The organism is Psychrobacter sp., from assembly GCF_049295055.1.
Classification (GTDB): domain Bacteria; phylum Pseudomonadota; class Gammaproteobacteria; order Pseudomonadales; family Moraxellaceae; genus Psychrobacter.
Genome location: NZ_JBAQQF010000006.1, coordinates 20320 through 33992, shown reverse-complemented (window position 1 = coordinate 33992; position 13673 = coordinate 20320). Strand labels below are relative to the sequence as shown.

The following is a 13673-nucleotide window of genomic DNA, read 5'->3' as shown; positions in this document are numbered from 1 at the left end:
CTTGCTAGTATCTAGTAAGGGCTTTTTATTATTTAAAACTTAGCAGCTATTTATTTAGACTTTCATTTAACTATCTCAATAGAGAAAACGCCTTTAAGTCATCAGTAATATTATCAATATGATTAATTTAAACTCAGTGAATAATTGCTACTTAACCCCGACCCGCTACCAACCCATAAACCCAACTACCAAGCTTATAAAGTGCGACAGCAATCAAAATAAATATCAAGGCAGCGATTAGATAAGCCAATAATGTCGGCATGCTAGTCAACCAGCCAATAGTAAATGTCACGCCAAGATACGCTTCTAACGGCCAGCTTAGAATTGGCGTATCCATGCCCGCATTGAAAAAAGCAATGATGGCACATAGACCTATCACAGCAGTGACAATGCCGGCGATTTTATGGTTAGTCATCTTGTCTCTTTCGTACACTCAAATCAATTTAGTGAGTCAATAATTAAACCATTATGGCATGGTCAAACCACCATCAACCGCAATAGATTGACCAGTGATAGCAGCGCTCAAATCAGACGCCATCAGCAATACTGAATTAGCAAAGTCGGCAACTGAGGTCGCTTGGCGCAGTGGCGTCGTGGTGGCAATATAATCAAACACTTCTTCAGTCGTTAATCTACTCGCATCAGTCGTTTTTAATAGTCCACCTGCCAGTAAATTGACGCGGATACCATATTGTCCGAGCTCAGCAGCCAGATTGCGTGTTAGGCCAATGAGCGCAGATTTTGCGGTGGTATAGTCGTAATAAGTGACGACTGGATTATAAACAAGGTTGGTTGAGATATTAATAATCTTGCCCATCTGCTGGGATTTCATTTGTGGCAATACTGCTTGCACTGTGTTGACCGCGCCTTGAACAATACCGTCTATTTGCTGAGAAAAATGCGCCCATTTAACGGTTTCAATACTGGTGTAATCAGCGCTTGGATTAAACTGATAGCTCGGTAAGGCATTATTCACCAATATATCAATACGCCCAAAACGCTTGATAACTTCAGCTACCATCGCTTGCATTTGCACCAAATCAGTCACGTCGCCTTGATAGGCAAAAGCCTGCCCACCTGCTGCTCTAATATCAGCAACGACTGTTTCAGCAGCGGCTTTACTATTAAGATAATTCACACAAACGCTTGCCCCTGCTGCTGCCATTTGCTGAGCAATTTGAGCGCCAAGGCCACGACTGGCACCTGTGACAATGGCAACTTTATTGGTCAATAATGCTGGTAATGCTGGTATAGCTACTTGAATTTCATTCATTATATTTTATCCTTTATTATTTAATAGTTATAGAAAACAAGGCTTATTTTAGTAGCTTTATTTTGATGGCTTATTTTTATGATACTAAAAACCAAACAGCGCCAATCATAGCATGGTTAACTATGGTGATTATATGAGCCACTCTCGACAGTCATCAGCCTTAAAGTCAGTAGATTCAAACCCTTGCCCTTTAAATTTCGACTTAGGATAACCATAAACGTATAATGAATATATTATAACGGTGTCATATACCCGTTTTTTATCTTTTGCCTTAGTTTAGGAGAGCCATCTTGTCCCATTTATCATCACGTCTTTCAACTAGCAACCTTACCCGAATGCTACCTAAAGCACTGTTGTGCGTTGCTATTGGGCTTTCACTTGCTAGCTGTAGCAAATCTGATAACGCTGCTACTGAAGGTACAACGACTAGCAACGTGACGCTCAATCTCTATAATTGGTCAGAATATATGCCGCAAGAAATTCTCGATGGTTTTACTAAAGAGACCGGCATTAGGGTTAATTACACCACTTTTGATTCTAATGAAGCGATGTACGCCAAATTGAAGTTGCTTGATGACTCTAGCCAATATGACTTAGCGATTCCATCGACTTATTATGTCGAAAAAATGGCAAAAGAAGGCTTGCTACAAGAGTTGGATAAATCTAAATTAAGCAACTTTAAAAATCTGGATACCTCCTTTACCAATACCAAAGTCGACCCCGAGAATAAATACTCGATTCCCTATATGTGGGGCAGCACTGGACTTGCCATTAATGGCGAAGCGATCGACCCTGCGACTGTCAATAGCTGGAATGACCTCTGGCGTCCTGAGTATAAAGGTCAAGTGATGCTGATGAACGATATGCGCGAAGTATTTGGCATGTCGTTACTAACGCTTGGCTATTCAGGTAATAGTAAAAATCCTGATGAGATTAAAGCGGCTTATGAAAAGCTCACAACTTTGATGCCGAATGTTAAAACTTTTAACTCAGATGCCTCGCGCATGCCTTATATGGAAGGTGAGACGACGGTTGGTATGACGTGGAATGGCGAAGCAATCATCGCCAACAACGAAGGTCTAACCAGCTTGGTTTATAAATACCCAACTGAGGGCGCAATATTATGGATGGACAACTTTGTCATTCCAAAAAACGCCAAACAAGTAGACGCCGCACATAAATTTATTGATTATCTGCTGCGTCCAGAGAATTCTAAAATCGTTAGTGAAGAGATTGGTTATGCCTCGCCTAACATCGCAGCACGGGAATTAATGCCTGAAGAGGTTAGAAACAACCCAACTATTTATCCTAGTAAAGATGTTTTGGCAAAAGCGGAGTTCCAAGAAGATGTCGGCGATGATGCCTTACAAGTGTATCAGCAGTATTGGGATAAATTAAAAACTGGCCGTTAATCGCACTTGTTGAAAAGCAGTTCGATTGAATATTTTTACTAAAAACTGATTTAAAAAAAACGCTGATCGATAACGGTCAGCGTTTTTTTATAAAGTTAAAACACCTTAAAGACGCTAAGGTACTGCTGGTATCAATTTTTTGCAGCCTCTGTCTGCGTAGGCACAGCAAGCAAGAAAAATTGATACCAGTAGTCAGTAACGATATTACTTTTTACTGACTATATCTTTTTTTATAAAATAAATTTTTGATAGCTATAAATGCAAATCTGTCTCGCCACCATGCTCTTCCATTCGGCGCTGTTCGCGGCGCTGATAACGAACACCCGAGGCGGAAAACCAGCGCGGCTTAGTGGCTTGTAACAAATCACTAAGCTGCTGCAATTGCGCTTGTAAGGTTTTAGTTAACCAAAAATACCCTTGCCACTCAAAAGCCAAATGTTGCACGCTTGGATAATCTGACACCGCAATACGGGTAATAGGACGAAAAACTTCATCGCTAGGACTACGTAACACTGCCGCCATATGCTGCATTGCTTGGGTTAACTCATGTTGATAATGAATGAGCAAAATATGATTGTCATCGTCAATCTCGATATTAGCCAAGCGCGGTGCAGCCGTTAATAATAAATCAATCGTACCGATAATATTACGATGGACACGCTGAATAGTCTCGATGGTATCTTTATCAAGACCTGTCTCACTTGCGGTAGCGGCAATATGCGGACGTACTGCGAGTAGGCGTTTATTAATTTCTTGTAGCGACTTCAATAATGCCTTAGTAACTGGTATATCAGGAACAGAATGACTGGCAGAATAAATGACACTCGATCCACTGTTAATTTCGGTATATTTAAAGGGCTTAGCGGTCAAGGTTTCAGCATCAATATGGTGACCGACGCCTGCATAGAGGTCGCTACACGCATCAAGGTTACTTGCCATTAAAAATCGCCACATTAAGGTCGACTTCAGCGGCAAAATTAAGGTCGCTGCCACTGCCACACCAGCGCCGAGCAAAATATTAAAGGCGCGGTAAAGACCATCCTGAGCAATATTACTTTGGTCAGGGCTTGAGACTATCATCAGCATCGTGATACCCGTCAGCAAACCAATATAGCCTAGCTGCTTGACGGCGATATAACCGATGATGCCACTCATCACCCCGATAATTACATAGTATAACCATAGCCACGTGCCGATATCTTGGCTCAGCCATAAAAATCCTAGCCCAACGACCACACCAAGCACCGTACCTAATATCCGCTCTTTGGCCTTAGTATAGATAGCCCCTTGGTATTGCAGTAAACCCAAAATGACAAAGACCGTAATGGTTGTCCACTCTCCATGCGGCAGATGCGTGACTTTATTTAGCAGCAGCGCCGTCAATACCGCCACACCCAAACGCATGGCATGTAAGACATCAGCGTGCTGATAACGTGCATAAGGTTCGGTAAGCGGCGCGGTAAATCGTTGCCAAAAGGTTAGTTTCACGCAATAGGGCTCTTTTTTAAGTAAGTTTAAAGTGAGATTTGGAGCACAGCGTCATTCAAGAATTAATATTAATATTGGTAGATAGTCTATTATTAAACTATAGTTGATTAAATTTTAAAAGGATACAGTGATGCTGGTATGAATTTTTTGTAGCCTCTGTCTGCGGAGGCACAGCAAGCAAGAAAAATTTATTCCAGCAGCACGTTATAATATTTGCACTTCTTTTATTTAGGATTGACCATAACTACCAAAAAAATAACGCCTTTTACCTATTAAAGGATAAAAGACGTTAAAGGTCAAACATGCTAGCACATAATACAAAAAACGTGCTTATTCGCTAGCGTTTAGCGAATGATCGTTTAAGAACATCAGACTTCTAGAAAATCTAAAATCCCTTCAGCAGCCTCTCGACCTTCCCAAATGGCAGTCACTACTAAATCAGAGCCACGTACCATATCGCCACCGGCGAAGATTTTAGGGTTATTGGTTTGGAACTTAAAGGTCTGCTTCTCTGCTGCTAATACACGACCAGAGCTGTCCATGGCCACTTGTTGTGATTCAAACCAGTCAGCAGGACTTGGTCTGAAACCAAAAGCTAGAATCACCGCATCACAAGGAATAATCTCTTCAGAGTTAGCGATTGGCTCAGGATGCTGACGACCGCGTTCATCTGGCTCACCTAAGTGTGTAGTGACCACTTTTACCGCATTAACCTTACCATTTAAGCCAATAATTTCGGTCGGTTGGCGGTTAAATAAGAACTCAACCCCCTCCTCGCGTGCATTGACTACTTCTCGGCGTGAGCCGGGCATGTTTTCTTCATCACGGCGATAGGCACAAATTACTTGCTCAGCACCTTGGCGAATACTGGTACGATTACAATCCATCGCAGTATCACCGCCACCAAGCACCACCACTTTTTTACCTTTTAGGTCGATGTACTCTTCTGGATCTTTTTCCCAGTCGTTACAGCGATTAACGTTGGCAATCAAAAAATCTAGCGCATCATATACGCCTTCTAGCTCCTCGCCAGCGAAACCACCGCGCATATAAGTATAAGTGCCCATACCCATAAATATGGCATCATATTCGTCTAACAGCTCATCAATACTGACATCCGTACCGATTTCTGTCTCAAGGCGAAACTCCATGCCCATGCCTTCAAAGATGATACGGCGATTGCGCATGACATCTTTTTCCATTTTAAACTCTGGAATACCAAAGGTTAATAAGCCACCAATTTCTGGGCGCTTATCAAAGATAACCGGTTTGACGCCATTTCTAACTAAAATATCTGCGCAGCCCAGTCCTGCTGGTCCTGCGCCAATAATAGCGACTTTTTTATCTGTCCAAATCACTTCTGACATATCAGGACGCCAACCAAGGGCAAAGGCGGTGTCGTTGATGTATTTTTCTACATTGCCAATAGTCACAGCACCAAAGCCATCATTAAGCGTACAGGCGCCTTCACACAAGCGGTCTTGCGGACAAACACGTCCGCAGACTTCAGGCAAAGTATTGGTTTGATGACACAATTCTGCTGCTTGAAATATCTGTCCTTCTGTTGCCAGCTTCAGCCAGTTAGGAATGTAGTTATGTACCGGACACTTCCATTCGCAGTATGGGTTGCCACATTCAAGGCAGCGATGTGACTGCTGCGCAACGGCTTCACTTTCAACGGGTTTGTAAATCTCGACAAACTCTGTTGAGCGCGTCGCAATGTCTTTTTTGCTCGGCTCAAGCCGAGGCACATCTAAAAACTGAAAACTATTTTCTAAGCGTTTTGCCATGGTAAAAATCTCTTCTATAGTGGGCGGTAACTGTTAGTAAAGGCCGCAGTTATCAATAGTAATTATTAACCGTAATCAATCAATTAAAAAACTATAGGCAACCTTTACTACTGTCACTTGCCTGCTTAACACATATGAACGGCAAATTTTTGGTTTTAAAATGTTTGACCAATCATCACGAATGCTATTGTGGGTCTGCCATTGTGCTCTTAAGCAAGGTCGCAATATTCGCCGCTTTAGGCTTAACCAAGTAAAACTTACGCACATAATGCTCAAAGTCAGCCAATAGCGTTTGACCCCATGCACTGCCCGTTTTATTCACATGATTTTCAAGCACTTGCTGCAAATAAATACGGTGCCCTTCGGTCTGCTCACTAGAGATACGGTTAAGGTCAATCAATTCATGGTTACAGCGATCGAAAAAGTCACCTTCCATATCAAGCACATACGCGAAACCGCCAGTCATACCTGCTCCGAAGTTAAGACCAGTACGTCCAAGGACGGTGATAATACCGCCAGTCATATATTCACAGCAGTGATCACCGGTGCCTTCAATGACGGCATGGGCACCAGAGTTACGGACGCCGAAGCGCTCGCCTGCAGTGCCAGCAGCGTATAGTTTGCCGCCCGTTGCGCCATATAAACAAGTGTTACCAATAATGGCCGTATGCTGTGCGGTAAAGTTTGAATCTTTTGGCGGATAAATAATAATTTCACCACCTGCCATACCCTTACCGACATAGTCATTGGCATCGCCTTCAAGCTCAATATGCAAGCCGCCAGCATTCCACACGCCTAAGCTTTGCCCTGCGGTACCGGTTAGATGCAGCTTAATGGGCATATCGTTCATGCCAAGGTTGCCCCATACTTGGGCAATTTCACCTGAGATACGCGCACCAATAGAGCGATCGCAGTTACCGACATGATAGCTATAGTCGCCGCCGTTACCTTGGCGAATATTAAGCAGCATATCCTTAATCATCTGCTCAGCAAGTAAGCCTTTATCAAACGGCTCATTACGTGCCACTTGACAGGTTTGCGCGGCGCCAACACTTGCTGGATGGCTATACAGTAGCGGTGTTAAATCAAGATGGCGCTGTTTATCTGTCGTGCCTTCTAATATATCCAGTAAATCCGTACGTCCAACCAACTCTTCCATGGTGCGCACGCCAAGCTTTGCAAGCCATTCCCGAGTCTCAGTCGCGACAAACTTAAAGAAGTTAATCAGCATTTCTGCCTCGCCAATAAAGTGCTTATCGCGTAGCTCGGCTTTTTGGGTAGCAACCCCAGTCGGACAGTTGTTTAAATGACAGATACGTAAGTACTTACAACCAACCGCAATCATCGGCGTGGTGCCAAAACCGAAGCTTTCAGCACCAAGAATGGCTGCTTTCACCACATCAAGTCCTGTCTTTAAACCGCCATCGGTTTGAATACGAACCTTATGACGCAAGCCATTTACTCGTAGTGATTGATGGGTTTCAGCAAGACCCAGCTCCCAAGGCGAGCCCGCATGATGGATAGATGACAGTGGCGACGCCGCCGTACCACCATCGTAGCCTGAGATGGTAATCAAATCGGCATAGGCTTTTGCCACACCCGTTGCGATCGTACCTACGCCCGGACGGGATACTAATTTAACGGATACTAAGGCATCAGGATTGACTTGTTTTAAATCAAAAATTAGCTGTGCCAAATCTTCAATCGAGTAAATATCATGATGCGGTGGTGGTGAAATTAAGGTCACCCCCGGCACTGAATAACGCAAGCGGGCAATCAAGGCATTGACTTTACCACCCGGCAGCTGACCACCTTCACCAGGTTTTGCACCTTGAGCAACTTTAATTTGCAAGACTTCTGCTGAGCGCAAATAGGCAGGTGTGACCCCAAAACGACCAGAGGCGATTTGCTTGATTTTTGAGTTACGTAGCGTGCCGTATCTTACAGGGTCTTCACCGCCCTCACCTGAGTTTGAGCGACCGCCAATGGTATTCATAGCAATAGCAATGGCTTCATGCGCTTCTGGCGATAGTGCGCCTAGCGACATACCAGCAGAGTCAAAACGCGACAAAATGGCTGAGATATCTTCAACCTCATCGACTTCAAGAGGATTGTCGGTTTTAAGCTGTAGTAAGTCGCGCAAAGTGGCGACCGGACGGCTATTAACGAGTTCTGCATACTGGCGGTAATTATCATAATTACCGGTACGTACCGCCATATGCAGGCTATTGATTACATCAGGGTTAAAGGCATGATATTCTTTATTAAAGACAAACTTTAATAAGCCACCTTGGTCAAGCGGTGCACGACGTTTAAAAGCATTAGCCGCTAATTGCGCTTGGTCGGCAGCAAGATCGGCAAAAGTAGCGCCTTTAATCCGGCTTTGCACGCCTTTAAAGCATAAGTTCACGACTTCTTCAGACAGACCAACGGCTTCAAATAGCTGTGCACCTCGGTAAGAGACTATGGTTGAGATGCCCATTTTCGATAAAATCTTTAGCAAGCCTTTGTCCAAGCCTTTACGGAAATTTACCCGCGCTTGAATCGGATCACCAAGCAGTTCACCAGTGGCGACCAAATCATCGATAACGTCATAAGCCAAATAAGGATAAACACAGGTCGCGCCAAATCCTATCAGTACTGCCACTTGATGCGAATCGCGCGCCAGACCCGTCTCAATGATTAAATTGGCGTCAGTACGAATGCCTTGAGCAATCAGATAATGATGTACCGCACCCGTCACCATAATGGCATTGGCTGGTACTTTATCGGCTTCAATGCCTTTATCAGAGAGCACAATCAGCGTATGACCGGCACGAACTTCACTTGCCACTTGCTCACAAATAGCAAGGATAGCCTCTGATAGCTCTTGAGTACGGTCATAATTTAGATCAATGCGTACCAACTTAAAGGCGGGATCAGCCAAGGTTTCAAGCTGCTGCATCTTGCTGGCTGACAATACTGGCGACGATAAAATAATACGATGGGCATCTTTGGCTGATGGTGCAAAGACGTTGGTTTCAGCACCAAGGCAAGTCTGTAGCGACATAACGATAGCCTCACGCAGCGGATCTATCGGTGGATTGGTCACCTGCGCAAACTGCTGACGGAAGAAGTCACCAACATGACGAATTTGCTGTGATAGCACTGCCATTGGCGTATCATCACCCATAGAACCAACTGGCTCTTGCGCATTTTCAGCGTTAGGACGGATGATTTCTGTCCGCTCTTCATTAGTAATGTGATACATCTTTTGTAGTGCTTTTAGCGGCTCACCGCGACATGCCTGCGCCGCCAATTCTTCTTCTAAGCGCTCATCATCGCGGATGCGAGTTGCTTCGTCACGTAGCCATTTACGATACGGATGCGCCTTTTTAAGCAAGGTCGCAATGGCCTTAGTATCCATGATTTGACCGGTTAGGGTGTCAATAACCAGCATCTGACCGGGGCCAACGCGACCTTTAGCAAGCACGTCTTTTGGCGCATAATCCCAAACGCCGACTTCTGAAGCGACCGTAATATATCCATTCTTCGTGGTCACCCAACGTGATGGACGCAAACCATTTCGATCGAGCATACAGACAGCATAACGACCATCTTGAATGACTAACCCTGCTGGACCGTCCCATGCTTCCATATGCTGTGAGTAAAACTCATAAAATGCGCGCAAGTCCATATCCATACTATCGACATTTTGCCACGCTGGTGGCACAAGGATAGACATAGAATGGAACAAACTCATACCACCCGACATTAGCACTTCTAACATATTGTCTAAGCTTGATGAGTCAGAACCACTGCTATTAACCAATGGTCCTAGCTCGTTCAAATTGGGCAATTTATCTGACTTTAATTTTGGTGTGCGTGCCTCAGACCAGCTACGATTACCGGTAATCGTATTGAGCTCACCATTGTGAGCTAAGTAGCGAAACGGCTGCGCCAACGGCCAGCGTGGTAGCGTGTTGGTCGAGAAGCGCTGATGAAAAACCACAATATGTGAGGCTAAGCGCGCATCTTGTAAGTCTAAAAAGAAAGCTGGCAAATCTGATGGCATCACCAAACCTTTATAAATAATAGTTTGGCAGTTTAGCGAACAGACATAAAATAGCTCATCATTGTCTAAGCGCTGCTCCGCTTTTTTGCGGGCAACAAACAACTTACGGTTAAAATCATCGGCAGCTAAGCCATCAGGGGCATTGACAAATACTTGCTTAAAATCTGGTAGCGTCTGACGACCAATCTCACCAACAATGCTCAAATCAAGCGGCACATCGCGCCAACCAGAAACCTCCAAACCTTGCGCAGTAATCTCATCGCTTAAGACCTGCTGACTATGCTGTGCTTGGGTTGTATCATCATTAATGAATACCATACCGACCGCAAAGTTATCCGTTATCTCAAACTGTAGCTCTGCTGCAATGTCTTTAAAGAAAGCAACGGGTGTCGCTAATAATAAACCACAACCATCACCAGTTTTACCATCAGCCGCTACGCCGCCGCGGTGAGTCATACAACTTAAACTATGAATGGCCGTTTTTACTAAATCATGGCTGGCTTGTCCCTCAATATGAGCAATCAAACCAAAGCCGCAATTGTCAGAAAAATCATCTGGCGTGGCCAAATGCGTGTGGGAAGAAATCATTGACATAGCTTGTCCTTTTAAATGAGCGGTAGTCTATGCAACCAACGTGATGCACAGATTATTCTCCGCAAGCAGAACGGGTTAAAATATATTCACATATCCGGATTAATAAAGCGCAGGCAGAGAAAATAGTGCAAGCGTTTGAGCCTGATAAAAATACTTATCACGACTCCCTTTATCCTAGAGCAATCAGAGCTATTGACTTAACACCAGCCACTAAAACAACATTGTTAATAAGATAGAATAGTCATCAAAAAACCAAGTTATTCAGTATTTAGGCGCTATCATCTACCAGTATTGGCTCTGTTATAGCGTTCAATGTGAACGCTATAACACCTAATGACTAACCAATAAAATAGCTGACATCACGCTAGTTTTCCATTAAATCTGAATATTAGATATCCTGTATTTAATCGCCTTAACCATCCTAATAAGGATGACAATAAGAGGAATTGCACTATTTACGATAACTATACAGAACATCGCCCATACTTATCTTAGTTAATGATTAACAAAAAATCTAGTCTTTTCTGTCAACTCGTCCATCAGATTTAGTAAAAGCTTAGCGTGTTAACCATTATTTGTAACATAAAGATGAGGTAAGCAAACCGATAACACAAAAAAGCCTACTAATTATTTAGTAGGCTTTTTTGAAGCACATTTACAGTTAACATCAATTATTTTTTTCTTCGATAAGCTCTTTTATACTGTCGTTGTTATTTTTTGCTGTCCCTGTATTAGCAGAGCTGCTATTGGTGTTTTTATTAGCCGAGTTCGCATTATTAGTGTTAGCACTAGGCGGCTTAGGCGTGGCAACCACGGGTGGTTTTTTCGCTACGTTATTATCCGTGCCTGACGCTGCTGGCTTTTTGCTGTCTTGCTCAGGCTTACGGGTATTATCTACATTTTTAGGCGTTGAGATAGCAGGTGCTTGCTCATCTGTACCGACAATACGCTCTTCATTGACCGATAAGGTCTCAGAGGTATCGACTGACTGGCGAATGCTCTCAGCATTGGTTTGATTAGCAGCTTCTTGAGCATTGCGATTGGCAGTATTGCTTGCTGTTTGGTCAGTATCGTTATTGGTTTGCTGACGAACCGGTACTTCTCGTTTGGTCGGTCGCAAATTCACTGAACGCGTGCGTTTAGCGCTTAAGTCTTTGACAGGGTCAGGGCGTTCATAATTATCGATAATACTGACGTAGCGATTAATATCCTCAGGCAATACCCGTACATTAGCAGGGAGCTTAAAGTCTATCAGCTTGGCAGCCCCCACTGCTTCTTGTGGACTGCTCATTAGCCCATAAGTCAGCATATAACGTACTTGCTCGTTTTCATCAAGATAGCGAAAATAGGCAAACTTACTACGATCTTCACGACCTTCTAAGTAACTGACAATCACATCATTTTCAGCGACATTCATCACCTGTACGGTCCACTTGCCTTTGTTAGCAAGCAGATAACGCTTATCTTTAAACTCATCAGGATAGCTGCGCAGATCACGAATAGTTTCATCAAAACTAATCGGCTGCACATCGGTATCAAGCTCATGCAATGATTCGATTTTTAACGGCTGTTCAAGCTCAGCGCTCAATGGTTGTGGCGCTGATATTGGGGCATTTTCAATTTTGGCACCCATCGCTGGTGTTTGACTAAACATCCATACTAAAGCAGTAAACACGCCCAACAGCAAGGTCGCTATCAGCCAAATCAATGCTTGACGGCGGTAGGATTGGCTAGCGGTGCGAGTCGTCGAGCGGGATGCTGCCATGGGGATGTCCTTGGTAAAGATATACTTAGAATGTGTGCTTAGCGCTCATAGAAAACACGTTCAGATAAAGATAAGACCAAACTGCCTACTTTGAATGGCTATTTGCTAGCAGCCATTTAGAAGATACTTGCTTCCGTACCTTGCAAGTGATGTTTTGACAACACCTCAGTCAGTAATTGTGTATCAAAATCACTGGTTATGACCGCCTTACCTAATGATTTTAGCAAAATAAGCCGGATTTGTCCTTGTTTCACTTTTTTATCATGACCCATCAAGCCTAAAGCCGTCTTTACCTCGATAGGCGGTGGCGTGATGGGTAAATTGGCTAAGGCTAACACGCGCTTAACGCGGGCAACTTCATCACAAGTTAACCAGCCAATTCTCTGTGATAGCTCAGCGGCTTGCACCATACCAGCAGCGACCGCCTCACCATGCAGCCAGTTGCCATAGCCTTCATGTGTTTCAATCACATGACCAAACGTATGACCAAAGTTTAATAGCGCTCTTACACCTGATTCTCTTTCATCTTGGGCGACGATATGGGCTTTATATTCACAGCAGCGTTTTACCGCTTCGCCAAGTACCGCTAAGTCCAATGCCATCATTGCCGGCAGATTGTGCTCAAGCCATGTCAAAAAATCCACATCCATAATGAGGGCGTATTTGATGACTTCAGCCAATCCTGCTGATAACTCTCGCGCTGGTAGAGTCTTGAGCGTACTCATATCAGCCAATACCATTTGCGGCTGCCAAAATGCACCAATCATATTTTTACCTTGCGGATGATTAATGCCCGTTTTGCCACCGACGCTTGAGTCTACTTGCGACAGTAATGTGGTTGGAATTTGAATAAAATTCACACCGCGCATAAAGCTTGCCGCCGCAAAACCTGTCATATCACCAACCACACCGCCACCAAGCGCGATAAGCGTCACATCACGATTGAAGTGCGCTGCCATTAGCGCATCATAAATTTGGTTAATGCTGGTCTGATTTTTATATTGCTCACCATCTGGCAGTACACAAACCCGAACGGTAAACTGCTCTTCTAACGGCTCCTTCAAGGCTTTTAAATACAAGGGCGCAACCGTCTCATTAGTAACAATCAATACCTGCTGACCCACAATATAAGGGGTAATTTGACTTGCCATCGTCTTGTTATCTATCGCTGCGTTCTCGGTCGCTGTTTCTTCAATAATAACAATTGGATAGTCATGACTTTGCGTATGTACTGTCAAGTCAGCATGAAACAGTGGCGTTGCCATGAAAGTTTCCTTAAGTCTTATGAGTGAAATTT

8 protein-coding genes are annotated in these 13673 nt (G+C 43.9%); 1 reads left to right on the top strand and 7 read right to left on the bottom strand.

Annotation, left to right across the window (positions count from 1 at the left end; all coding sequences use genetic code 11):
• Positions 1 to 151 precede the first annotated feature (151 nt).
• Both WAZ74_RS01230 and WAZ74_RS01225 read right to left on the bottom strand, forming a co-directional pair.
• Positions 152 to 415, bottom strand: coding sequence for a hypothetical protein (locus WAZ74_RS01230; RefSeq protein ID WP_422304955.1), 264 nt, complete (start codon positions 413 to 415; stop codon positions 152 to 154).
• A 51-nt stretch (positions 416 to 466) separates the two neighbouring features.
• On the bottom strand, positions 467 to 1273 hold the full coding sequence (locus WAZ74_RS01225) for a 3-oxoacyl-ACP reductase (protein ID WP_422304953.1): 807 nt from the start codon (positions 1271 to 1273) through the stop codon (positions 467 to 469).
• A 290-nt stretch (positions 1274 to 1563) separates the two neighbouring features.
• Between WAZ74_RS01225 and WAZ74_RS01220 the strand changes: the two genes are divergently transcribed.
• Positions 1564 to 2685 carry an ABC transporter substrate-binding protein gene (locus tag WAZ74_RS01220; protein WP_422304951.1) on the top strand — a complete coding sequence of 374 codons (1122 nt, stop codon included), beginning with the start codon at positions 1564 to 1566 and terminating at the stop codon, positions 2683 to 2685.
• A gap of 252 nt (positions 2686 to 2937) precedes the next feature.
• On the opposite strand, the gene WAZ74_RS01215 is transcribed toward WAZ74_RS01220, so the two are convergent.
• From WAZ74_RS01215 to aroB, 5 genes are all read right to left on the bottom strand, one after another.
• A complete protein-coding gene (locus tag WAZ74_RS01215) occupies positions 2938 to 4173 on the bottom strand; it encodes an FUSC family protein (RefSeq protein WP_422304949.1) in 1236 nt (411 codons plus the stop codon).
• Between the two features lie 368 nt (positions 4174 to 4541).
• Positions 4542 to 5963, bottom strand: coding sequence for an FAD-dependent oxidoreductase (locus tag WAZ74_RS01210; protein WP_422304947.1), 1422 nt, complete (start codon positions 5961 to 5963; stop codon positions 4542 to 4544).
• A 184-nt stretch (positions 5964 to 6147) separates the two neighbouring features.
• Complete coding sequence (gene gltB, locus WAZ74_RS01205; protein WP_422304945.1) at positions 6148 to 10611, bottom strand: glutamate synthase large subunit; 4464 nt, start codon at positions 10609 to 10611, stop codon at positions 6148 to 6150.
• Between the two features lie 667 nt (positions 10612 to 11278).
• The gene (locus WAZ74_RS01200) at positions 11279 to 12376 is read right to left on the bottom strand and encodes a hypothetical protein (protein WP_422304943.1); all 1098 of its coding nucleotides are present in this window, start codon (positions 12374 to 12376) and stop codon (positions 11279 to 11281) included.
• Positions 12377 to 12492: 116 nt separating this feature from the next.
• Positions 12493 to 13641 (bottom strand): 3-dehydroquinate synthase, encoded by a 1149-nt coding sequence (aroB, locus tag WAZ74_RS01195; protein ID WP_422304941.1) that lies wholly within the window; start codon positions 13639 to 13641, stop codon positions 12493 to 12495.
• Between the last annotated feature and the right edge of the window lie 32 nt (positions 13642 to 13673).

Excerpts from the sequence above, each read along its gene's own strand:
- WAZ74_RS01230 (WP_422304955.1), bottom strand. The coding sequence starts at position 415 with ATGACTAACCATAAAATCGCCGGCATTGTCACTGCTGTGATAGGTCTA.
- gltB (WP_422304945.1), bottom strand. The coding sequence starts at position 10,611 with ATGTCAATGATTTCTTCCCACACGCATTTGGCCACGCCAGATGATTTT.
- aroB (WP_422304941.1), bottom strand. The coding sequence starts at position 13,641 with ATGGCAACGCCACTGTTTCATGCTGACTTGACAGTACATACGCAAAGT.
- WAZ74_RS01225 (WP_422304953.1), bottom strand. The coding sequence starts at position 1,273 with ATGAATGAAATTCAAGTAGCTATACCAGCATTACCAGCATTATTGACC.
- WAZ74_RS01200 (WP_422304943.1), bottom strand. The coding sequence starts at position 12,376 with ATGGCAGCATCCCGCTCGACGACTCGCACCGCTAGCCAATCCTACCGC.
- WAZ74_RS01210 (WP_422304947.1), bottom strand. The coding sequence starts at position 5,963 with ATGGCAAAACGCTTAGAAAATAGTTTTCAGTTTTTAGATGTGCCTCGG.